The sequence below is a fragment of the Mycobacterium kyogaense genome (assembly GCF_036946525.1).
GTDB lineage: Bacteria > Actinomycetota > Actinomycetes > Mycobacteriales > Mycobacteriaceae > Mycobacterium > Mycobacterium kyogaense_A.
Map to the genome: position 1 here is coordinate 1 of NZ_JAQIIY010000028.1, position 21769 is coordinate 21769.

The 21769-nt window shown below is 68.6% G+C and carries 19 protein-coding genes and 3 pseudogenes; 13 read left to right on the plus strand and 9 right to left on the minus strand.

Annotated features, from left to right (window positions below):
* The 7 genes and pseudogenes from PGN37_RS21855 to PGN37_RS21885 form a co-directional block, all read left to right on the plus strand.
* A pseudogene (locus PGN37_RS21855) lies at positions 1 to 369 on the plus strand (protein glxC); the annotation flags it as partial.
* Positions 369 to 1734 (plus strand): annotated as a pseudogene (locus tag PGN37_RS21860) (FMN-binding glutamate synthase family protein). The pseudogenes PGN37_RS21855 and PGN37_RS21860, both read left to right, overlap by 1 nt.
* Positions 1731 to 2915 (plus strand): NAD(P)/FAD-dependent oxidoreductase, encoded by a 1185-nt coding sequence (locus tag PGN37_RS21865; RefSeq protein WP_335333091.1) that lies wholly within the window; start codon positions 1731 to 1733, stop codon positions 2913 to 2915. The pseudogene PGN37_RS21860 and the gene PGN37_RS21865 overlap by 4 nt, the downstream one beginning before the upstream one ends.
* A gap of 10 nt (positions 2916 to 2925) precedes the next feature.
* Positions 2926 to 3585, plus strand: a complete 660-nt coding sequence (locus tag PGN37_RS21870; RefSeq protein ID WP_335333092.1) for a helix-turn-helix domain-containing protein — start codon at positions 2926 to 2928, stop codon at positions 3583 to 3585.
* Between the two features lie 178 nt (positions 3586 to 3763).
* Positions 3764 to 5570 (plus strand): annotated as a pseudogene (gene leuA / locus PGN37_RS21875) (2-isopropylmalate synthase).
* 101 nt (positions 5571 to 5671) lie between these two features.
* Complete coding sequence (locus tag PGN37_RS21880) at positions 5672 to 5926, plus strand: hypothetical protein (RefSeq protein ID WP_335333093.1); 255 nt, start codon at positions 5672 to 5674, stop codon at positions 5924 to 5926.
* Between the two features lie 55 nt (positions 5927 to 5981).
* Positions 5982 to 6233: a hypothetical protein gene (locus PGN37_RS21885; RefSeq protein ID WP_335329024.1), complete on the plus strand. Its 252-nt coding sequence runs from the start codon at positions 5982 to 5984 to the stop codon at positions 6231 to 6233.
* Position 6234: 1 nt separating this feature from the next.
* On the opposite strand, the gene PGN37_RS21890 is transcribed toward PGN37_RS21885, so the two are convergent.
* Entirely contained in the window at positions 6235 to 7236 is a 1002-nt protein-coding gene (locus PGN37_RS21890; RefSeq protein ID WP_335333094.1) for a DEDDh family exonuclease, read from the minus strand.
* 77 nt (positions 7237 to 7313) lie between these two features.
* On the opposite strand from PGN37_RS21890, the gene PGN37_RS21895 reads away from it, so the two are divergent.
* Positions 7314 to 8537, plus strand: a complete 1224-nt coding sequence (locus tag PGN37_RS21895; RefSeq protein WP_335333095.1) for a MurT ligase domain-containing protein — start codon at positions 7314 to 7316, stop codon at positions 8535 to 8537.
* A complete protein-coding gene (locus PGN37_RS21900) occupies positions 8534 to 9250 on the plus strand; it encodes a type 1 glutamine amidotransferase (RefSeq protein WP_335333096.1) in 717 nt (238 codons plus the stop codon). Before PGN37_RS21895 ends, PGN37_RS21900 begins: the two co-directional genes overlap by 4 nt.
* A 1-nt stretch (position 9251) precedes the next feature.
* Here PGN37_RS21900 and PGN37_RS21905 read toward each other — a convergent pair whose 3' ends face one another.
* Positions 9252 to 9893 carry a response regulator gene (locus tag PGN37_RS21905; protein WP_442932991.1) on the minus strand — a complete coding sequence of 214 codons (642 nt, stop codon included), beginning with the start codon at positions 9891 to 9893 and terminating at the stop codon, positions 9252 to 9254.
* 11 nt (positions 9894 to 9904) lie between these two features.
* Positions 9905 to 11086 (minus strand): sensor histidine kinase, encoded by a 1182-nt coding sequence (locus PGN37_RS21910; protein WP_335333097.1) that lies wholly within the window; start codon positions 11084 to 11086, stop codon positions 9905 to 9907.
* Positions 11087 to 11218: 132 nt separating this feature from the next.
* Between PGN37_RS21910 and PGN37_RS21915 the strand changes: the two genes are divergently transcribed.
* On the plus strand, positions 11219 to 12532 hold the full coding sequence (locus tag PGN37_RS21915) for a cytochrome P450 (protein WP_335333098.1): 1314 nt from the start codon (positions 11219 to 11221) through the stop codon (positions 12530 to 12532).
* Here the strand turns inward: PGN37_RS21915 and PGN37_RS21920 are convergent.
* The 3 genes from PGN37_RS21920 to PGN37_RS21930 form a co-directional block, all read right to left on the minus strand.
* Complete coding sequence (locus PGN37_RS21920; protein WP_335333099.1) at positions 12513 to 13355, minus strand: hypothetical protein; 843 nt, start codon at positions 13353 to 13355, stop codon at positions 12513 to 12515. The two genes, PGN37_RS21915 and PGN37_RS21920, sit on opposite strands and share 20 nt — an antisense overlap.
* Positions 13356 to 13422: 67 nt before the next feature.
* Positions 13423 to 14034: a recombination mediator RecR gene (gene recR / locus PGN37_RS21925; protein WP_048422551.1), complete on the minus strand. Its 612-nt coding sequence runs from the start codon at positions 14032 to 14034 to the stop codon at positions 13423 to 13425.
* Position 14035: 1 nt separating this feature from the next.
* Positions 14036 to 14368 carry a YbaB/EbfC family nucleoid-associated protein gene (locus PGN37_RS21930; protein ID WP_442932989.1) on the minus strand — a complete coding sequence of 111 codons (333 nt, stop codon included), beginning with the start codon at positions 14366 to 14368 and terminating at the stop codon, positions 14036 to 14038.
* A 109-nt stretch (positions 14369 to 14477) separates the two neighbouring features.
* Between PGN37_RS21930 and PGN37_RS21935 the strand changes: the two genes are divergently transcribed.
* The gene (locus PGN37_RS21935) at positions 14478 to 15227 is read left to right on the plus strand and encodes an Rv3717 family N-acetylmuramoyl-L-alanine amidase (protein WP_442932990.1); all 750 of its coding nucleotides are present in this window, start codon (positions 14478 to 14480) and stop codon (positions 15225 to 15227) included.
* 13 nt (positions 15228 to 15240) lie between these two features.
* Here PGN37_RS21935 and PGN37_RS21940 read toward each other — a convergent pair whose 3' ends face one another.
* Complete coding sequence (locus PGN37_RS21940) at positions 15241 to 15699, minus strand: SRPBCC family protein (RefSeq protein WP_335333100.1); 459 nt, start codon at positions 15697 to 15699, stop codon at positions 15241 to 15243.
* 68 nt (positions 15700 to 15767) lie between these two features.
* Here PGN37_RS21940 and PGN37_RS21945 point away from each other — a divergent pair, with 68 nt between their 5' ends.
* Together PGN37_RS21945 and PGN37_RS21950 are read left to right on the plus strand one after the other, a co-directional pair.
* Positions 15768 to 17159, plus strand: a complete 1392-nt coding sequence (locus tag PGN37_RS21945) for an FAD-binding oxidoreductase (protein WP_335333101.1) — start codon at positions 15768 to 15770, stop codon at positions 17157 to 17159.
* On the plus strand, positions 17156 to 18460 hold the full coding sequence (locus PGN37_RS21950; RefSeq protein WP_335333102.1) for a class I SAM-dependent methyltransferase: 1305 nt from the start codon (positions 17156 to 17158) through the stop codon (positions 18458 to 18460). Before PGN37_RS21945 ends, PGN37_RS21950 begins: the two co-directional genes overlap by 4 nt.
* A gap of 13 nt (positions 18461 to 18473) precedes the next feature.
* Here PGN37_RS21950 and PGN37_RS21955 read toward each other — a convergent pair whose 3' ends face one another.
* A complete protein-coding gene (locus PGN37_RS21955) occupies positions 18474 to 20420 on the minus strand; it encodes a DNA polymerase III subunits gamma/tau (RefSeq protein ID WP_335333103.1) in 1947 nt (648 codons plus the stop codon).
* Between the two features lie 26 nt (positions 20421 to 20446).
* Positions 20447 to 21745 (minus strand): aminotransferase class I/II-fold pyridoxal phosphate-dependent enzyme, encoded by a 1299-nt coding sequence (locus tag PGN37_RS21960; protein WP_335333104.1) that lies wholly within the window; start codon positions 21743 to 21745, stop codon positions 20447 to 20449.
* Between the last annotated feature and the right edge of the window lie 24 nt (positions 21746 to 21769).

Consider the following 21769-nt stretch of genomic DNA (forward strand, 5'->3'; position numbering starts at 1 on the left):
CTGTTGGTGATCGAGGGCGACGCCGCGGCGCGCTGCGGTATCTCGATGAAGGGCGTCGACATCGTCGTGGGTGGCAACGTCGGGCACATGAGCGCGTTCATGGCCCAGGCCGGCCGGCTCGTGGTGCGCGGTGATGCCGGTGAGGCACTCGGCGACTCGCTGTACGAAGCGCGCATCTACGTGCGTGGCGAGGTGGCCTCCCTCGGCGCTGACTGCGTGGCCAAACCCATGCGCGCCGCGCATCTGCGCGAGCTCGAAGAGCTGCTCAAGGCAGCGGGTTTCGAGGGCGACGATCTCGGCGCCTACACCCGCTACGGCTCCTCCCGATCGCTATATCACTTCCACGTCGACAACTCTGCGAGCTACTGATGACCGACACCGACGACCGCGCACGCCTCGGCCTGCGCGAGTCCGCCCACCTTCGACCGCGCCACGATCGCCGCGATCCAGCGTGCCGCCGACACCGGCGTCTACGACATCCGTGGGTGGGGTGCCAAACGGCGACTCCCCCACTTCGACGATCTGCTGTTCCTCGGCGCGTCGATGTCGCGCTATCCACTGGAGGGCTACCGCGAACGCTGCGCCACCGACGTGGTACTCGGTGACCGGCACGCCAAACACCCTCTGCACCTGGCCGTCCCGGTCACCATCGCGGGCATGAGTTTCGGTGCGCTGTCCGGGCCGGCCAAGGAGGCGCTGGGGCGCGGCGCCAGTGAGGTCGGTACGTCGACGACCACCGGCGACGGCGGCATGACGCCCGAGGAACGCGGCCAGAGCAAGCACCTTGTGTATCAGTACCTACCGTCGCGATACGGCATGAATCCCGATGATCTCCGCAAGGCGGACGCGATCGAGATCGTGCTCGGTCAGGGCGCCAAGCCTGGTGGCGGCGGAATGCTGCTGGGGCAGAAGATCTCCGAACGTGTCGCCTCGATGCGCACGCTGCCGCAGGGCATCGATCAGCGGTCGGCGTGCCGCCATCCCGACTGGACCGGCCCCGACGATCTCACCATCAAGATCAACGAGTTGCGCGAGATCACCGACTGGGAGAAGCCGATCTACGTCAAGGTCGGCGCCACCCGCACCTACTACGACGTCAAGCTCGCGGTACATGCCGGCGCCGATGTTGTCGTCGTCGACGGCATGCAGGGCGGGACCGCCGCCACCCAGGAGGTGTTCATCGAACATGTCGGCATCCCGACGTTGGCGGCGATCCCCGAGGCGGTGCGGGCGCTGCAGGAACTCGGCGTGCATCGCACCGGGGCGAGCGGAGCTCGCGGAGCGACGGGGAAAGGCGGGGTCCAGTTGATCGTGTCCGGTGGCATCCGCAACGGCGCCGACGTCGCGAAGGCGCTGGCGCTGGGCGCCGATGCCGTCGCGATCGGCACCGCAGCACTGATCGCACTGGGCGACAACCACCCGCGCTTCGCGTCCGAGTACGAAAAGCTCGGCAGTGCAGCGGGTTTCTACGACGACTACCAGGACGGCAACGATCCGGCGGGCATCAGCACCCAGGATCCCGAGCTCGCCGCCCGCCTCGATCCCGTAGCGGCCGGCCGGCGGCTGGCCAACTACCTGCGGGTGCTGACGATGGAGGCGCAGACGATCGCCCGCGCCTGCGGTAAATCGCACGTCTGCCATCTCGAGCCCGACGATCTGGTCGCCGTCAGCATCGAGGCCGCCGCGATGGCGAAAGTCCCGCTGGCCGGGACGAATTGGATTCCCGGCCTGTGAGTACCGCCGAGGTCGTGATCGTCGGCGGTGGACTCGAGGGATGCGCCACCGCGTGGGCACTGGCCGAGCGTGGCGTCACCGACGTCGTCGTCGTCGAACGCGGCACCGTCGGCTCCGGCATGACCGGCAAGTCCAGCGGCATCGTGCGCTGCCACTACGGAGTCAGTTCGCTGGCCGCGATGGCCGCAGCCGGGCTCGAGGTATTCGAGCAGGCCACCGAGATCTTCGGCACCGACATCGGGTTCCGCCAGACCGGGTACGTCGTCGGCGTCGGCGAACCCAACGTCGACGCGCTACGCAAAAGCCTTGCCGCCCAGAAGTCTGTCGGCGTGGACACCGAGGAGATCGATCGCGCCGCCGTCGCCGAGATGTGGCCATTCGCCGATCTCGAACCGTTTGCGGCCTTCGGCTACGAGGCGCGCGGCGGATACGGCGACGCCTACCAGACCGCCCAGGCGTTTGCGACGACCGCTCGCGCGGCCGGTGTCCGCATCCTCCAGGGCTGCGCCGCAACGGGATTGACCACCAAAGGTGACCGGGTGACCGGGGTGGCACTGACCGACGGCTCCGAGATCGCCGCCGGTACCGTCGTCGTCGCCACCGGGGTGTGGACGCAACCGTTCCTGGCCCCCCACGGCGTCGACGTACCGATTCGCGTCGTGAGGGAACAGATCGTGTTGATCGACCCCGGTGTCGATCTTCCCCCGGTGCCGGTGTTCTCCGACCTCGTCTCGCTGCAGTACGTGCGGCCCGAGGTGGGCGGCGAAATCCTCTTCGGCAACAGCGATCTCAGTGACGCGCAGACCGCCGACCCGGACAGCTATCTCAACCGGGCGACCGAAGAGTTCGTCGACCTCACCGTGGACAAGGTCGGCACCCGATTCCCCGGATTCCCCGACGCGGTCATCACCAGCAGTTATGCCGGCTGCTACGACGTCACGCCCGACTGGAACCCGGTGATCTCCCGCACCCACCTCGACGGCCTGATCGTCGCTGCCGGCTTCTCCGGGCACGGCTTCAAGATCGCGCCGGCGGTCGGCAGGCTCACCGCCGACATCGTCACCGACGGCCACAGCCGCGACCCCCGCATCCCCGCATCGGATTTCCGGCTCTCCCGTTTCGCCGAAGGCGACCTGCTCACCACGCCGTACCCGTACGTCGGCGCCGGACAGATGCGCTAGACAGGTAGCCGTGACCTCTGCTGACGATCACGCATCGCTGCTACGCAACAAGTCCGGCACCGCCCGCGACCGCGATCCGCAGGAGCCGGTCGACGAACTCGAGATCGAGACGGCGATCGGGCGCAACGTGCGGTTGTTGCGGCTGCAGCAGGGCCTCACCGTCGCCGACACCGCCGCGCGCATCGGCATCTCGAAGGCCATGATGAGCAAGATCGAGAACGCGCAGACGTCCTGCAGCCTGTCCACGCTGGCACTGCTCGCCAAGGGCTTCGACGTGCCGGTGACGAGCCTGTTCCGCGGCGCAGACGTCGAGCGCCCGGCGGCGTTCGTGCGGTCGGGCACCGGCGCGCGGATCGTGCGGGAAGGGACCCGCGAAGGGCATGACTACGAACTGCTCGGCTCGCTGCGCGGCGAGCACAAGCGGTTGGAGTGTCTGCAGGTCACGCTGTCGGAGAAGAGCCGGACGTATCCGCTGTTCCAGCACCCGGGCACCGAGTTCATCTACATGCTCGAAGGGGTCATGGATTACAGCCACAGCCGCTCGGTCTACCGGCTGCACCCCGGCGATTCTCTGCAGTTCGACGGCGAGGGCGCGCACGGCCCCGTCGACCTGGTCGAGGTACCGATCCGATTCCTGTCGGTGATCGCGTTCCCCGACTCCCACGTCTGAGGCCGCGCCCGCACAACCGGGCGTTTTGCCCGACGCGCCCGCGGGAGTACAGTCAACCGCGTGCAGCGGGTGCTCCTTCTCGGACGCCGCGACGGGGTCTGATCCAGACTGGCCTCCCGTCGCGGGTATTCGCGATGCGCCGGTCTGAGATTCCCCGATCCAACCCGGAGCCCACATCATGACCGAGAACTTCACTCCCGACGCCTTCCATTCGGTACGCACCATCACCACGCCCGCCGGCCCCCGCCGTGACGGCCAGCCTGCCTGGAACACTCAGCGCGCGTCCGCGATGGCCGTCAGCCGGTATCGCAGCTTCGCCGCCGAGGTGGAGCCCGTCGCGCTGACCGACCGCACCTGGCCCGACAAGGTCATCGACGTGGCCCCGCTGTGGTGCGCGGTGGACCTGCGCGACGGCAACCAGGCGCTGATCGACCCGATGAGCCCGGCCCGCAAGCGGCGCATGTTCGATCTGCTGGTCCGGATGGGCTACAAGGAGATCGAGGTCGGCTTCCCGTCGGCGAGCCAGACCGACTTCGACTTCGTCCGCGAGATCATCGAGCAGGGCGCGATCCCCGACGACGTGACGATCCAGGTGCTGACGCAGTGCCGCCCCGAGCTGATCGAGAAGACCTTCAAGGCCTGTGAGGGCGCGCCCCGGGCGATCGTGCACTTCTACAACTCGACGTCGATCCTGCAGCGGCGCGTCGTGTTTCGGGCCGACCGCGACGCCGTCAAGAAGATCGCCACCGACGGCGCGCGGATGTGCGTCGAGGAGGCGAAGAAGTACCCCCGGCACCCAGTGGCGCTTCGAGTACTCCCCCGAGTCCTACACCGGCACCGAGCTGGAATACGCCGTCGAGGTCTGCAACGCCGTCGCCGAAATCGTCGCGCCGACGCCCGAGGTACCGCTGATCGTGAACCTGCCGGCGACGGTGGAGATGGCCACGCCGAATGTGTACGCCGACTCCATCGAGTGGATGAACCGGCACCTGACCCCCCGCGACAGCATCATCTTGAGCCTGCATCCCCACAACGATCGTGGAACTGCCGTCGCCGCAGCCGAACTCGGCTATCAGGCCGGCGCGGACCGCATCGAGGGTTGCCTGTTCGGCAACGGCGAGCGCACCGGAAACGTGTGCCTCGTGACGCTGGGCCTGAACATGTTCTCCCGCGGGGTCGACCCGCAGATCGACTTCTCGAACATCGACGAGATCCGCCGCACCGTCGAGTACTGCAATCAGCTGCCGGTCCACGAAAGGCACCCCTACGGTGGCGATCTGGTGTACACCGCCTTCTCGGGCAGCCATCAGGACGCCATCAACAAGGGTCTGGACGCGATGAAAGTGTCCGCGGACGAACAGGATTCGGATGTCGACGACATCCTGTGGCAGGTCCCCTATCTGCCGATCGACCCGAAGGACGTCGGCCGCACCTACGAGGCCGTGATCCGGGTCAACTCACAGTCCGGCAAGGGCGGGGTGGCCTACATCATGAAGGCCGACCACGGATTGGCGCTCCCGCGGCGCCTGCAGATCGAATTCTCGTCTGCCATCCAAGCCATCACCGACGGCGAGGGTGGCGAGGTGTCGCCCAAGGAGATGTGGGACGCGTTCCACGAGGAGTACCTGGCGCCGATCACGCCGCTGGAGCGCATGCGGCAACGCGTCGACGCCGCCGAGGTGGACGGTGGAACCGACACCATCACCGCGGTGGTCAAGGTCGACGGCACCGAACGCGAGATCGTCGGCGCCGGTAACGGTCCGCTGGCCGCGTTCGTCGACGCTCTGGGCGCGATCGGCTACGACGTCAACGTGCTGGATTACTCCGAACACGCGATGTCCTCGGGTGAAGAGGCGCAGGCCGCGGCCTACGTAGAGGCCTCCATCGACGGCAAGACCGTGTGGGGTGTCGGGATCGCGACCTCAATCACAACAGCTTCGCTGCGCGCGGTGGTGTCAGCGGTGAACCGCGCCGCTCGGCGCTGAGCGCATCCAGCTGATCCGTTTTACGAAACGAAGAAGTGATCAAGAAATGACTTGTGCTGATTGCGGTTTCGGGCCCCCTTCGGTCGGGAAGCCACCACCGCATGAAGCTAAAGTTCACGTCTGGTTCACTTCTCACCCTCGCGGCCGCGGCGATGATCTCGTTTGCTCCCGCCGCGGTCGCGCAGCCGGAGTGCGCAACGCCGCACGGCGCCGCAGACGGCACCCCCTGTGAAAACGTCGCCCCCGGCGGCGGGACGACGGGAACAGGCGAGGGTACGAGCCAGGGCGGAGGGAACCCCTACATCGGCGGTGCCGGCTGCATACCGGGCCGGGTCTGCAACAACGGTGACGACTGATTGTTTTAGCAGCTAGACAGTTTCGACAGCCCATGCCCTGGTAACTCCCAGGAACATGAAACTCGTTTCGTTCGGAACAGCCCTGCTGACGGGGGCCGCCGCGACAGTGATCGCGATGGCACCCGTCGCCGGTGCACAGCCCAATGTGCCGTGCGACGACCCTGGCGGTGCCGCCCGGGGCGCCGCCTGCGACGCGACGGCCCCCGAGGGCGGTCCGCCGCCCATCGTCGGGGAGATCCCGCCAGGTCAGGACGGCATGCAAGACGTCGCGGGGTGCACCCCGGGGCGTATCTGCGAAGCGCCGTAGCTCAGAACAGAGCGAGCTGATCGTCGCCCAGGTCGGAGCCGACGAAGTCTTCGATCTGGGCACCGCCGATGACGGACACCACTGAGTCCATGAACTCTGCCGACGTCATCACCGGCACGTTCAGTTCACGCGCTTGGAATGCCTTGCCCTGCCTCGTGTCCGGCACATCGCTCACCACCAGCGAGGTGTGCTGGTCGACGGACTCGGTGAACGCAAGGCCCGCGTGCAGCATTCGTTCGATCAGCTCTTCGTAGGTCCGGTCGACCTCGGCGGCCACCGCGACGCGCATGCCCTGCACCAGGGGTCGGCCGGACATGAAGCGGCCCGGGTTGGCATAGGAGCACGGGAGCCTCGCGGCCATGGCCTTCAACGGGCGCAGCTCGTCGTGGGTGACACGGCCGTTGGGCCACGTACGCCGCGACACCGGGTGCACCGGCAGCCACGTACGCCGCTCGCAGGCCCGCGCCAGCACGGGCTTGAGAATCTGCGCAAGCACCATCGCGTCGTCCAGCGCATCGTGCGGGCGCATCTGAGTCACGCCCCAGTGCGCGGCGAGCGTTTCCAGTCGCAGGTTGTCCAGTCCGAGGTCCAACCGTCGGGCCAGCTCGACCGTGCACATCACGGTGTCCGTCGGTAGCGCTGCGCCCACCATCTCGGCCTCGGCGGCGAGAAATGCGTAATCGAAGCCCACGTTGTGGGCGACCAGGGTGCGGCCCTGCAACACCTCACACAGATCCGTGACGACGTCCCCGAACGTCGGCTGACCGGCGAGCATCTCCGCGGTGAGCCCGTGAATGTGAGTAGGGCCCGGATCGACGCCCGGGTCGAGCAACGAGTACAGGCTCTTCTCCACGTTGCCGTCGTCACTGAGCGCGAGCGCGGCGACGCTGACGACGCGAGCCTGCCCGGGCCGGAATCCGGAGGTCTCGACGTCGACGACCGCCCACCCGGCGCCCGCCTGATCGGCGGGCCGGCCCCAGGTGCGCACGGCGGTTGAACTCACTCCCCGAGAATGGCACGCAGCCCCGACAAGCCTTGCTCCCCACGCCGCGTGTCGGCCCCTTCTCTAAACTGCCGGGAATGGTCTCGGTACGCGCACGAGCAGCGCTCGCAGCAGGCGCAGGCGCCCGGTGGGCGTCGCGGGTCACCGGCCGTGGCGCCGGGGCGATGATCGGCGGGCTCGTCGCGATGACGATCGACCGGTCGATCCTGGCGCAGCTCGGCCAGGGCCGCCGCACGGTAGTCATCACCGGCACCAACGGGAAATCCACCACCACCCGGATGACCGCTGCGGCGCTGGCCACCGTCGGGCCCGTCGCCACCAACGCCGAGGGCGCCAACATGGATGCCGGGCTCGTAGCCGCACTGGCCGCCGCTCCGGACGCATCGCTGGCTGCCCTCGAGGTCGACGAGATGCACGTCCCCCATGTCAGCGACGCCGTCGCCCCCTCGGTCATCGTGCTGCTCAACCTGTCGCGGGATCAGCTCGACCGCGTGGGTGAGATCAACCACATCGAGCGGACCCTGCGCGGAGGGTTGGCGCGCCACCAGGCCGCCGTGGTCGTCGCCAACTGTGACGACGTCCTGATGACGTCGGCCGCCTACGACCATCCGCATGTGGTGTGGGTGGCCGCCGGCGGCGGCTGGGCCAGCGATTCGGTGAGCTGCCCCCGGTCGGGCGAGGTGATCGTGCGCGAGGGAGCGGACTGGCGCTCGACGGGCTGCGACTTCCACCGGCCCACCCCCGACTGGTGGTACGACGACACCCACATCCACGGCCCCGATGGTCTGAACCTGCCGATGACACTCACCCTGCCCGGCACCGTCAACCGCGGCAACGCCACCCAGGCCGTCGCCGCGGCGGTCACCCTCGGCGCCGATCCCGCCGCGGCCGTCGCCGCCGTGGCCGCCGTCGACGAGGTGGCCGGCCGCTACCGCACCGTGCCGGTCGGCCCGTCGCACACCGCCCGCCTGCTGCTGGCCAAGAACCCCGCCGGGTGGCAGGAGGCCCTGTCGATGCTCGACCGCGACGCAGCGGGCGTGGTGATCTCCGTCAACGGACAGGTGCCCGACGGCGAGGATCTGTCCTGGTTGTGGGACGTCCGCTTCGAACACTTCGAGAACGTGCCGGTGGTCGCCGCCGGGGAGCGCGGCACCGATCTCGCCGTGCGCCTCGGCTATGCCGGCGTCGAACACACGCTGGTGCACGACACGATGTCCGCGATCCGCAGCTGCCCACCCGGCCACGTCGAGGTGCTCGCCAATTACACGGCATTCCTTCAGCTGAACAGGCGGCTGCCATGAGCGAATCCGCGGTCCGCATCGGACTCGTCCTTCCCGACGTGATGGGCACCTACGGCGACGGTGGCAACTCGCTGGTGCTGCGTCAGCGCCTGCGGTTGCGCGGAATCGACGCGGAGATCGTCGAGATCACGCTCGACGACCCGGTGCCCGCCGAGCTCGATCTCTACACCCTCGGCGGCGCCGAGGACTACGCGCAGCGGCTCGCGACCAAACACCTGGTGCGCTATCCCGGTCTGCAGCAAGCGGTCTCACGTGGTGCGCCGGTGCTGGCGATCTGCGCGGCCATCCAGGTGCTCGGGCACTGGTACGAGACGTCGGCCGGGGAACGGGTGTCCGGAGTCGGACTGCTCGACGTGACGACGTCGCCGCAGCCGGAACGGACGATCGGTGAGGTGGCGTCGACGCCGTTGATCGAGGGGCTCACGCAGCCGTTGACGGGATTCGAGAATCACCGGGGCGGAACGGATCTGGGTCCACACGCACGCCCGTTGGCGGCGGTGACCAAGGGCGCGGGCAACCGGGCGGGTTCAGGCGTCGACGGCGCGGTGCAGGACAGCATCGTGGCGACCTATCTGCACGGGTGCTGCCTGGCGCGCAACCCCGAGCTCGCCGACTACCTGCTCACGACGGTGGTGGGACCGCTTGCCTCCCTTGACCTTCCGGAGGTCGACACGCTGCGGCGGGAACGTCTCGCGGCGCCCAGACGCGTGTAGATCAGCGGGCGGCGACGATGCCGTGCCGGTAGGCGTAGACGATGGCCGCCGGGCGATCCCGCAATCCCAGCTTGCCGAAGATGCGGCCGATGTGGCTCTTCACGGTGACCCCCGAGATCACCAACTCCTCGGCGATCTCACTGTTGGAGCGGCCCTTGGCGACCAGCGTCAGCACGTCGAGTTCCCGCGGCGTCAGCTCCCGCACCGCGTCCAGCGCCGGAGCGGCGGCCGCAGTCCGATAGGTCGTCAACACACGCGCCGTCACCGACGGGTCGAGGTAGCCGTCGCCGCGAGCGACGGCGTGCACGGCCCGGATCAGCTCCTCGGCCGGCGAATCCTTCAGCACGAAACCCGCTGCTCCCGAACGCAACACACCCGAGAGCAGCTCCTCGTCGCTGAACGTCGTGAGCGCCAGCACCGGTGGACCGCCCGCTTCGGTCAGAGCTCGGGTCGCCTCGATCCCGTTGACCCGCTTCATCCGCAGATCCATCACGACCACGTCGGGGTCGAGCTCGGCCACGGCGTCGGGAACCTCGTCACCGTCGGAACACTCACCGACGACGACGATTCCGTCACGACGGCGCAGGATGCGGCGCAGGCCCGAGCGCACCAGCTCCTGGTCGTCCACGAGCAAGGCGTTCACCAGCTCGGCCGTCACGGCGTGCCGCTCGGGATCACCGCGCGCACCGACCACTGCGCACCGTCCTGGCCTGCGTCCAACGTGCCGCCGAGGAGTTCGATCCGCTGGCGCATGCCGCGCATGCCCCGTCCTTCTCGGCCCCCCGTGACCGGTACCGGTACCCGGTTCACGACCGCGAGCACCGCGGCGGCACCGGCGACATCGAGGTCGACCGCCGTGGTCGACTCAGGTGCGTGCTTGGCGACGTTGGCCAGCGACTCCTGCGCGATGCGGTACAGCGCCAGGCCCTCCGCCGCGGAAATCCGCCTGGTGTCCCCCGTGACGCGCAGCGACACCGACAGTCCTGCCCGCACGAAATCGTCGACGAGCGCCGCGACATCATCGATACCGGGCTCGGGAATCGTGGTGCTGGTCGCGTCGTCGAGTAGGCCGACGGTGTGGCGGATGTCGGCCATCGCCTGACGTCCGAGGCGCTCGGCCTGCTCGAGTGCGTCCACGGCCTCGTCGACGTCGCGGTCGACCTGCAGATCGCGGCGCGCACCGGTGATGTGCAGCAGGGTCACGCTCAGCGAGTGCGCGATGACGTCGTGGACCTCGCGGGCGATGCGGCGACGCTCGTCTGCGGCGGCGTGCTCGGCGAGTTTGGCCTGGGCCCTCCGCTGTTCCTGGAGCAGCTCCTGCTGGATACGCATCAGCCATCCGACGAGCAGGCCGATCGCGATGAACGTCAGATACAGCCACGGTGTGTCGAGCCGGCCGGCCCACATCGCAGCGCCGACCAGCACCGCCGCGGACAGCGCCACCAGCAGACTGGTCCGCGCCGAGGTGAATGCGCCGATCATCCCGGTCAGCAGGCTGAGCAGCAACGGCGCGAAATCTCCGCTGATCGGCGTCGGGAACGCGAAGAGGAGCAGGGCGGTACTCGTCATCCACGCCAGCCACACCGTGGCTGCCTCGACCGCCACGGGCACCCGTCGGTCGACGAAGAAGAAGACGACATCGGGCACGACGGCGATCAACAACGCGACGGCGGCAATCCACCAGTGCGACCAGGGCCGCTGCAATGCGGCGATCACAGAGACCACCACCATGGTCACGTCGACGCTGATGACGAAGGGCCAGGTGTAGCCGCCCGGCATGTCCTCGGCCTTGCGCGCGGCGTACCCGCGCACGCGGTGCCGCAGCGCATCGAGCATCGGCCCAGTGTAGGAGCGGTCCGAGTGCCGGGAAACCGCCCGCGGTAGGCACTCGGCCTCCTACCCAGGTAGGAGACGGACTTCGGCTCGCAGGACGATGCGCCCGTGCGCTCGGCTGCCTACCGTCGAGGCATGGCTAGCGAACTGTCGACCTGGATGCGCTGGGCAGCGCTGCACGGGCTCCCCCGCGCCTTCCTTTCTCAGCGGGCCCGCAGAGGCGAACCGATGTCCGCGTTGACCCTGGGCCGCGATGATCCCGCTGGGCGCCTGCGCCGCATCGAGGAGATCCGCGCGGCGGGGCCGCTGGTGCGCACTCCTGCCGTGCTGGTCAGCGCCGATCACGAGATCTGCCGAACGGTGCTGCGCGACAACGATTTCCTCGTGGCCGATCCCGCAGAGACCGGCCTGCCAGAGGCGCTCGCGCGGGTCGTCCGCCGACTCGACCCTGAACTGCCCAACCCGGTCGAGGCACCGTCGATGCTGATGACCGATCCGCCCGAGCACACCGGCTACCGCAAGATGGTGGCGCGCAGCTTCACCCCACGCGCCATCGCCACCCTCGACGCCCGCATCGACGAGTTGACCCTCGAGTTGCTCGACGGGCTCGACTCACGGCGCGAGGTGGATCTCATCGGCGACTACGCCGCCCAGGTTCCGGCCGCGGTGATCAGCGACCTGCTCGGTGTGCCGACCTCCGAGCGTCCCCGAATTCTTCGGTGGGGCAACACGATCGCCCCGCTGCTCGACATCGGGATCACCTGGCCGGTGTTCCGTGACGCCATGAACGAGCTGCGTGACGTCGAGGCCTACATGCGGGAGCACTTCCGCCGGCTCCGCGCCGAGGGCTCCGACGGCACCCCGTTCAGCACGATGGCGCTCGAGAGCGGACTGACCGACCGCGTGCTGAGGGCCAATGCCGCGCTGCTCGTGGGCGCCGGGGTCGAGACGACGGTCAACCTGATCGGCAACGGGATCGTCGCGCTGATGCGGCACCCCGACCAGCTCGCGCTGCTGCGCGACGATCCCGACCTGTGGCCGTCGGCGATCGAGGAGATGCTGCGCTTCGACAGCCCCGTGCAGATGACGGCGCGCCAAGCCGGCCGCGACACCGAGATCGCCGGCGTGCCGATCACGCGGGGCACCGCGGTGGTACTGCTGCTCGGCGGCGCCAACAGGGACCCCAAGGTGTTCGAGCACCCCGATCGCTTCGACATCGCGCGCCCGAACGCCCGCGACCATCTGGCGTTCGGCAGCGGCATCCACGTGTGCCTCGGCGCCGCGCTGGCCCGCAACGAGGCGGTGACCGCGCTGCGGGCCCTCTTCGACCGCTATCCGGACCTGCAGCTGCGCGATACGCCGGAGCACCGCGGCTTGGTGAACCTCAACGGGTACCGCCGGCTGACGGCCCGGCTGCGGCAGGACACGGTCACGCGCACTGCGTCGTGACGACTGCGACGGGAAGCGGGCACCCCCTGTCCCGCAACGCGGTCGCCACCCGGGGCAACCAGGCGCCGTGGTGGTCTTCGGCGACCACCGGGACCACGATCCAGCCGCGCTGCTCCAGCATCTTCAGAAGGGCACGGTCGTTACCGTCGCACTCCACCGCGACGCCGTACTCCGGGTAGGCGAGGTCGAGGAACGCGACGGGCCGCGAGCCTTCGAGCACCGGGTACTGCGTCTCGGGACGCGGAAAGCCGTTGTCGTGCAACACGAGCCGGATCGCGCTCTCCCGTGGAGACGCCGCACCGCCGTCGACCAGCGGGAGGAGTTCCCGCAGTTGTGCGCTACCCCGCAGCCTGGGCCAGCGATCCGCCATGTCGACGACCTCGGCGAGGTCGAACCGCTGGTTCCACATCAACGCATCGAGGCGAGCGAGCGCTTCGGTGCGGCCCAGGTGGCGACCGAGATCGAACGCGGTCCGCTCGCGCGTCGTCACCGGAAGCCCGCCGACCGTGGTGATCTGATCGTCGGTGAGCACGTCGGTGTGGAGGACCACACCCTCGCGCGGGCGGCGCCTGCCGCCGATCACGTCGATCGGAACATCGACGTCCACCCACGGGGCGCCGTGCAACCCCGCAGCCGCGACTCCGGCGATCGTTCCCGTGCGGCCCGTGGCCAACCACGCGCCGACCGCCCGGTCCCTCAGCGTGACCTCCACCCCGTTGCGGATGAAGACGCCGCGGTAGAGCGTCGTGTAGTCGCGGCGAAGTTCGTGTCGGGTCGCCACTCCCGCCCGGACGGCCTCGCCGCCGAGGATGACCCTGTTCATGCGGTCATGGTGTCAAGGGCCACCGACAAGGCCGACCGCTCAGGCCATTGCACTCAGGCCATTGCGCTCAGGCCATCGCACGGCGGCCCGCAAGCGCCCGGCCCAGCGTGAGCTCGTCGGCGAACTCCAGATCCCCGCCCATCGGAAGACCCGAGGCGATCCGCGTCACCGAGAGCCCCGGGATGTCGCGCAGCATCCGCACCAGATACGTCGCGGTCGCCTCACCCTCGGTGTTGGGGTCGGTCGCGATGATCACCTCGGCGACCTCGACCCCGTCGACACGCTCGCCGATCCGGTTCAGCAGCTCACGGATACGCAGCTGATCAGGTCCGATGCCCGACAGAGGATCGAGCGCCCCGCCCAGCACGTGGTAGCGCCCGCGGAACTCCCGCGTCCGCTCCACGGCCTGCACGTCCTTGGGTTCCTCGACCACACACACCAGCGAGGCGTCCCGCCGAGGATCGGCGCAGATCCGGCAACGCTCCTCGTCGCTGACGTTGCCGCACACCGCACAGAACGTCACACCGTCGCGGACCTTGTTCAGCACGGCGGTCAGCCTGTCGATGTCCGGCGGCTCGACCGACAGCAGGTGGAACGCGATCCGCTGGGCGCTCTTGGGACCGATCCCGGGCAGCTTGCCGAGCTCGTCGATCAGGTCCTGTACGGGTCCTTCGAACAAGTCACATCCCCGGCAAGCCGAGGCCGCCCATGCCGCCGGCCAGCGGGCCGAGCCGGTCGTGGGCCAGGATGGTGACCTGCTTGGCGGCGTCGGCGATCGCCCCGAGGATCAGGTCCTGCAGCGTCTCCACGTCCGACGGGTCGACCACCTTCGGGTCGATGGCCACGCCCACGACCTCTCCGCTGCCCCTCATCGTGACCTGCACGAGACCGCCACCGGCCTGACCGTGCACCTCGGAGGAGGCCAGCGATTCCTGGGCTTCCATCAGCTGCTGCTGCATCTGCTGAGCCTGGGCGAGCAGTGCGGACATATCGGGTTGGCCACCGGGCTGCATGCTGATCCTCTTGCGTGTTGATTGCGTGTCGGTCTCGACTTGGTTGCGCTCGCGCCGAAGCAGCGCTCAGGGCTTCCAGCGTAGTCCGCGCGCGGTCTACCGTGGCGGCGTGCTACTCCGAGCCACTCGCCGTGTCGGCGCCTCGATCGTCGCCGGGTTGCTCGTCGCGGCGTCGACGCTTGCCTCACCGGCGCATGCCGCCCCGTCCAACGTCGCCGGCATGATCGTGTTCCTCGACCCCGGCCACCAGGCGTCGATGGCCGGGTTGAGCCGCCAGGTCCCCACCGGTCGCGGCGGTACGAAGGACTGCCAGGCCAGCGGGACGGCCACCGATGACGGCTATCCCGAGCACACCTTCACCTGGGACACCACGCTGCGGGTCCGCCAGGCACTGACCGGCTTGGGGGTGCGGACCGCCATGTCACGCGGCGACGACAGCGGGCCGGGGCCCTGCGTCGACGAGCGCGCCGCGATGGCCAACGCGATCCGGCCGAACGCGATCGTGTCGATCCACGCCGACGGCGGGCCGGCCACCGGGCGCGGGTTCCACGTGCTGTACTCCTCGCCGCCGCTGAACGCGGCGCAGGCCGGGCCCGCCGTGCAGTTCGCCCAGACGATGCGCGACACGATGGCCGGATCGGGGATCCCGCCCGCGACCTACATCGGCTCCTCCGGGCTCAATCCGCGCGCTGACATCGCCGGACTGAACCTCGCCCAGTACCCGTCGATCCTCGTCGAATGCGGAAACATGAAGAACCCGATCGACTCCGGTTTGATGAAGTCCCCCGAGGGGCGTCAGAAATACGCCGACGCGATCGTGCGCGGCGTGGTGGCCTTCCTCAGCGCCCAGCGCGGTTAGACCCCTTCGACAGCTAGGTCTCCTCAACAGCGATGGTGCCCTCCACCTCACGCTTGAGGTTGCCCAGCACCTCGGCCTGGATCTTGCGCAGACCGATGGGCGCGAACGTCTTCTCGAAGAACCCGCCGATGCCGCCGGCACCCTGCCAGGACGTCTTGACCGTCACCGACGATCCCGGACCCGCGGGGGCGACGGTCCAGTTGGTCACCATCGACGAGTTGGCGTCCTTCTCGATCACCGTGCGGCCTGCGACGTCGACGGTGGCCTTCACGTCGCGCGAGCGTGACTTGGTGGCCTGCAGTTTCCAGGTGGCCACCGTTCCTGCGCCCTGACCGCCGTCGAGCACGCGGTAACCGCTGTAGTGCCCGGACAGGATCTTCGGACGCATCGCCTGGTAATCGGCGACGGCGCCGAGCACTGTCGCGGGGTCGGCGTCGATCAGAACCGTGCTGGACGCGCTGACCTGTCCCATCGGTGGAACTCCTTGTCGTCGAATCGGGTGCGGTCGCACCGGGTGCGACCCCGGACTAGCGTATATGTGTGGCTGTGGGCTCGATCGACGCATGGGCCGCGCACGCCGATGGTGTGCAGCGGCTTCTGACCAGCTACCGGGCCATCCCGGCGGGCGCGACCGTACGGCTGGCCAAGCCCACCTCGAACCTGTTCCGCGCCCGGGCCAAGAGCACCGCGCCCGGTCTGGACGTCTCGGGCCTGACCGGCGTCATCGAGGTCGACCCGCAGGCGCGCACCGCCGATGTCGCCGGCATGTGCACCTACGAAGACCTCGTCGCCGCCACACTGCCGTACGGACTCTCACCGCTGGTCGTCCCCCAGTTGAAGACGATCACCCTCGGCGGCGCCGTCACCGGGCTCGGCATCGAGTCGACGTCGTTCCGCAACGGTTTACCGCACGAGTCCGTGCTCGAGATGGACATCCTCACGGGCACAGGCGAAATCGTGCGCGCTTCGGCTGACGAGAACCCCGATCTGTTTCGCGCGTTCCCCAATTCGTACGGCACGCTGGGCTATTCGGTGCGGTTGAAGATCGAGCTGGAGCCCGTGAAGCCGTTCGTGATGCTGCGGCACCTTCGATTCCACTCCGTGAACGAGCTCGTGGAGTCGATGGATCGCATCATCGAGACCGGCGGCTGGAACGGCGAGCGGGTCGACTATCTCGACGGCGTGGTGTTCACCGCAGACGAGAGCTACCTGTGTCTGGGCACCCAGTCGGCCACGCCCGGACCTGTCAGCGACTACACCGGCCAGCAGATCTACTACCGGTCCATTCAGCACGCGTCCGGCGAGAAGCACGACCGGTTGACCATCCACGACTATCTGTGGCGCTGGGACACCGACTGGTTCTGGTGCTCACGGGCTTTCGGCGCCCAGAACCCCGGGATCCGGCGCTTCTGGCCGCGACGATTCCGGCGCAGCAGCGTCTACTGGAAGCTGATCGGCTACGACCAGCGTTTCGACATCGCCGACCGCATCGAGAAGCGCAACGGACGGCCGCCGCGGGAGCGGGTGGTGCAGGACATCGAGGTGCCCATCGAGAACACCGCCGCCTTCGTCGACTGGTTCCTGGACACCGTCCCGATCGAACCGATCTGGCTGTGCCCGTTGCGGCTTCGCGAATCGACGAGTTCAGCTGGTGGCTGGCCGCTGTACCCGATCCGGCCGCAGCACAGTTACGTCAACGTCGGATTCTGGTCCTCGGTGCCTATCGGTCCCGAGGAGGGGTACACGAACAAGATGATCGAACGCAAGGTCAGCGATCTCGCCGGGCACAAGTCCCTGTACTCGGACGCCTTCTACTCGCGGGAGGAGTTCGACGAGCTCTACGGCGGCGAGGTGTACACGACGGCGAAGAAGACCTACGACCCGGACTCACGGTTTTTGGACCTGTATGCGAAGGCGGTGCGGCGACAATGACGACTTTCCGAGAGGCCACGGAGGCCCCGAAGCTCACCCTGGCCGAAATCCTGGAGATCTTCGCCTCCGGCACCAAGCCCCTGAAGTTCACCGCGTACGACGGCAGCAGCGCCGGTCCCGACGACGCTGAACTCGGTCTGGATCTGCGGAGCCCGCGTGGCACCACGTACCTGGCCACCGCGCCCGGGGATCTGGGGATGGCGCGCGCCTACATCTCAGGCGATCTCGACATGCGCGGCGTTCACCCGGGTGACCCGTACCCGCTGCTCAATGCGCTGACCGAGAAGCTCGACTACAAGCGGCCGTCGGCGCGGGTGATGGCCCAGATCGTCCGCTCCATCGGCATCGAGCACCTCAAACCGATCTCACCGCCACCGCAGGAAGCCCTGCCGCGCTGGCGTCGAGTCGCAGAAGGGCTGCGGCACAGCAAGACTCGTGACGCCGAGGCGATCCATCACCACTACGACGTGTCGAACACCTTCTACGAGTGGGTGCTCGGCCCGTCGATGACCTACACGTGCGCCTGCTATCCGAACCTGGATGCGTCGTTGGAAGAGGCGCAGGACAACAAGTACCGCCTGGTGTTCGAGAAGCTGCGGCTGAAGCCCGGCGACCGTCTGCTCGACGTGGGCTGCGGCTGGGGCGGCATGGTGCGCTACGCCGCCCGGCACGGCGTGACGGCCATCGGCGTCACGCTATCGCGTCAGCAGGCCGAGTGGGCCCAGAAGGTTATCGTCGACGAGGGTTTGGGTGATCTGGCGCAGGTGCGCCACGGTGACTACCGCGACGTGCGTGAGTCTCAGTTCGACGCCGTGTCCTCGATCGGGTTGACCGAACACATCGGGGTGGCGAACTATCCGGCCTACTTCCGTTTCCTGAAGTCAAAACTGCGGACCGGCGGGCTTCTGCTCAATCACTGCATCACCCGGCACGACAACCGCCACGGCCCCGCCGCCGGCGGGTTCATCGACCGCTATGTGTTCCCCGACGGGGAGCTGACCGGGTCCGGGCGCATCATCACCGAGATCCAGGACGTCGGCCTGGAGGTACTGCACGAGGAGAACCTGCGCCACCACTATGCGATGACGCTGCGGGACTGGTGCCGCAACCTCGTCGACAATTGGGACCAGGCGGTGGCCGAGGTGGGGCTTGCCACCGCCAAGGTGTGGGGTCTGTACATGGCGGGTTCGCGAGTCGGCTTCGAGCAGAACGCGATTCAGCTTCACCAGGTGCTGGCGGTCAAACTCGACGAGCGCGGTGGCGACGGCGGCCTGCCGCTGCGGCCCTGGTGGGGCTCCTAGTCCTGCGCTGGCCCTAACCGTCGATACGCCGCGCGCCCAACTCGCTCTGCAACAACTCCAACGCCGCTTCCTCCGGATCGCGGCGGGGCGCGGCGGGATCGATGGTGTCGGCTTCGGCCAGCATGCTCGCCTCGTCGTCCCCGTCCGGCGGCGGTGGCTCGTCGGGGATGCGGCGCGGCCGCGTCGGAGCCTCCTGCGCCGCGGCGGGTGCGGACCCGACCTCGCAGCGCACCGACCAGTTGACGCCCAGCGCGTCTTTGAGCGCCTCCCGGATGACGTCGGCGTTGCGCTGCTCGGTCAGCCGTTTGGCCAGCGGGGCCGATTCGTGGCTGAGGATCAGCGTGCCGTCCTCGACCGCGCGGACGATCGCCCCGGCCAGCATCACCTCGGTGGTGCGGCTGCGTTCCCTGACCTTCTCCCGCACCGTGGTCCACATGCTGCGCACGGCCGCCGCGTTCGGTTCGCCGGCGGCGACCGCCGCGGCGGGGGTCACGGGCGGCGCTTCGACCGCGGGTGCGGCCGGCTGACGTACCGGTGGCGGTGACGAAACCGGTTGAGCGGCAGCGGGTTCAGGCTCAGGCTTTGGCTCGGGTGCAGGCGGTGCGGGCGGCGGTGGTGGCGTCGGCTTCGGAGCCGGAGGAGCCGGTGGTCGCGCGGCTGGGGGCGCCGCCGCCGGTGCGGGGGGCGCCACCGGGGCGGAGGTGGGCGCCGGGGCCGCTTGGTCTGCGGTCTGGGTCTTGCGGACGTACTGCTTGGCCGGCGCGGCGGCGGCAGCGGGAGCGCTGGTCCCGTCCCCGGGGATCGACATGTCCAGGCGGGTCTCGATGCGCTCCACCCGCTGCAGCAGGGCTGCCTCGGTGTCGCTGGCCGATGGCAACAGCAGGCGCGCGCACACCACCTCGAGCAGGAGCCGTGGCGCCGTCGCCCCGCGCATCTCCCCCAGCCCGGCGTGCACCACCTCGGCGTAGCGGGTCAACGTGGCCGTCCCGATCCGCGCGGCCTGCTCCCGCATCCTGTCCAGTTCGTCCTCGGCGCCGTCGACGACGCCGCGGGCGACCGCGTCTGGCACGGCCTGCAGAACGATCAGGTCCCGGAACCGCTCCAGCAGATCCGTCGCGAAGCGGCGGGGGTCGTGGCCCGCATCGACGACACCTTCGACCGCGCCGAACAGCGCCGCGGCGTCACCGGCGGCGAGCGCATCGATGGCGTCGTCGATCAGCGCGACGTCGGTGGCGCCCAGCAGCGCCAGCGCCCGTTGGTAGGCGACGTGGTTGCCCTCGGCGCCGGCGAGCAGCTGGTCGAGGACCGACAGCGTGTCTCGCGGTGAGCCGCCACCGGCCCGGATGACGAGCGGATAGACAGCGTCGTCGACGTCGACGGTCTCCGACGCGACGATCTTCTCGATCAGCGACCGCATGGTGCGGGGCGCCAGCAGCCGGAACGGATAGTGATGCGTGCGCGAGCGGATGGTCGGCAGCACCTTCTCCGGCTCGGTGGTGGCGAACACGAAGATCAGGTGGTCGGGTGGCTCCTCGACGATCTTGAGGAGCGCGTTGAAACCGGCGGTGGTGACCATGTGCGCTTCGTCGACGATGAAGATGCGGTACCGCGACTGGGCCGGGGCGTAGAACGCGCGGTCGCGCAGTTCTCGGGTGTCGTCGACGCCGCCGTGGCTGGCCGCATCGAGTTCGACGACGTCGACGTTTCCGGGACCGTTGGGCGCCAGTGCCACACACGAATCGCACACTCCACACGGAGTGGCGGTGGGTCCCTGGGCGCAGTTCAGCGACCGGGCCAGGATGCGCGCCGAGGACGTCTTCCCACATCCGCGGGGCCCGGAGAACAGGTACGCATGGTTGATCCGGCCGGAATTCAGCGCGACCGACAGCGGCTCGGTGACGTGTTCCTGGCCGACGACCTCGGCGAATGTCGCCGGACGGTACTTACGGTAGAGAGCCACGGAAGCAGGCTACCGACCTACCCCGACTACTTCTCCGCCAGCAGCGACTCGGTCGCCGAGAGCAGCGCACATGTGGCGAGGCCGTCGATGGCCTCGTGCAGATCGGCCATTCCCGGGAATGTCGGCGCGATGCGAATGTTGGTGTCCTCCGGGTCTTTACGGTACGGAAAGGACGCGCCGGCCTCGGTCACGGCGATACCCGCGTCCTTCGCCAGGGCCACGGTGCGCTTGGCGGTGCCGGGCAGCACGTCGAGGCTGACGAAGTAGCCGCCCTTGGGGTCGGTCCACGACGCGATCTTGGACTCACCCAGTCGGTCCTCGAGGATCTGCTGGACGAGCGCGAACTTGGGCGCGAGCAGTTCCTGGTGGCGTTGCATGTGCAGGCGCACACCGTCGGCGTCGCCGAAGAAGCGAAGATGCCGGAGCTGATTGACCTTGTCGGGTCCGATCGACTTCTTGCCCGCGTGCTGCAGGTACCACGCGATGTTGCCCAACGATCCGCCGAAGAAGCTGACTCCAGCACCTGCGAAGGTGATCTTCGAGGTCGAGGCGAACACCAGGGGCCGGTTCGGATGGTTCGCCGCTGCCGCGAGGCCGAGCACGTCGACCTGCTTGGCGAACTCGTGGGTGAGCGTGTGGACCATGTAGGCGTTGTCCCACATGAGTCGGAAGTCCGTTGCTGCCGTGGGCATCTGGACCAGCCGGCGGACCACTTCCCAGGAGTAGGTGGCACCTGTGGGGTTGGCGTACACCGGCACGCACCACATGCCCTTGATCGCGGGGTCCGCCGCGACGAGCTCCTCGATGAGGTCGACATCGGGCCCGTCTTCACGCATCGGCACCGTGATCATCTCGATGCCGAGGCTCTCGGTGATCGCGAAGTGCCGGTCGTATCCGGGCGCGGGACACAGGAACTTCACACCGGAGCCGTCACGCAGGTCGTCGATCCACGGCCGCGGCGAGTCGACACCGCCGTGTAGCAGCGAGTAGACGACGACGTCGTGCATGAACTCGAGGCTGGCGTTGTTGCCTGCGATCAGGTTCGACACTCCGATGCCGAGCAGCTCACCGAAGATGGCGCGCAGCGCGGAAAGGCCGTGCAGGCCGCCGTAGTTGCGGGTGTCGGTGCCGTCAGGATCACGGAAGGCGTCCGGGTCTTCACCGGGCAGGCTCAGCAGGCCATTCGACAGATCGAGCTGGGCCGGCGACGGCTTGCCGCGGGTGAGGTCGAGCTGGAGCTTCTTGGCCTGCAGCTCGGCGTAGTTGCGCTGCTGCAGTTCGTGCTGCTGAGTCAGCTCTTCGCGGCTCAGCGACTGAAACGACACCGCTCGCCTTTCCCGTCGTGAGTG

Excerpts from the sequence above, each read along its gene's own strand:
- PGN37_RS21880 (WP_335333093.1), top strand. The coding sequence starts at position 5,672 with ATGAAGCTAAAGTTCACGTCTGGTTCACTTCTCACCCTCGCGGCCGCG.
- PGN37_RS21885 (WP_335329024.1), top strand. The coding sequence starts at position 5,982 with ATGAAACTCGTTTCGTTCGGAACAGCCCTGCTGACGGGGGCCGCCGCG.
- PGN37_RS21895 (WP_335333095.1), top strand. The coding sequence starts at position 7,314 with ATGGTCTCGGTACGCGCACGAGCAGCGCTCGCAGCAGGCGCAGGCGCC.
- PGN37_RS21900 (WP_335333096.1), top strand. The coding sequence starts at position 8,534 with ATGAGCGAATCCGCGGTCCGCATCGGACTCGTCCTTCCCGACGTGATG.
- PGN37_RS21910 (WP_335333097.1), bottom strand. The coding sequence starts at position 11,086 with ATGCTCGATGCGCTGCGGCACCGCGTGCGCGGGTACGCCGCGCGCAAG.
- PGN37_RS21915 (WP_335333098.1), top strand. The coding sequence starts at position 11,219 with ATGGCTAGCGAACTGTCGACCTGGATGCGCTGGGCAGCGCTGCACGGG.
- PGN37_RS21920 (WP_335333099.1), bottom strand. The coding sequence starts at position 13,355 with ATGAACAGGGTCATCCTCGGCGGCGAGGCCGTCCGGGCGGGAGTGGCG.
- PGN37_RS21930 (WP_442932989.1), bottom strand. The coding sequence starts at position 14,368 with ATGCAGCCCGGTGGCCAACCCGATATGTCCGCACTGCTCGCCCAGGCT.
- PGN37_RS21940 (WP_335333100.1), bottom strand. The coding sequence starts at position 15,699 with ATGGGACAGGTCAGCGCGTCCAGCACGGTTCTGATCGACGCCGACCCC.
- PGN37_RS21950 (WP_335333102.1), top strand. The coding sequence starts at position 17,156 with ATGACGACTTTCCGAGAGGCCACGGAGGCCCCGAAGCTCACCCTGGCC.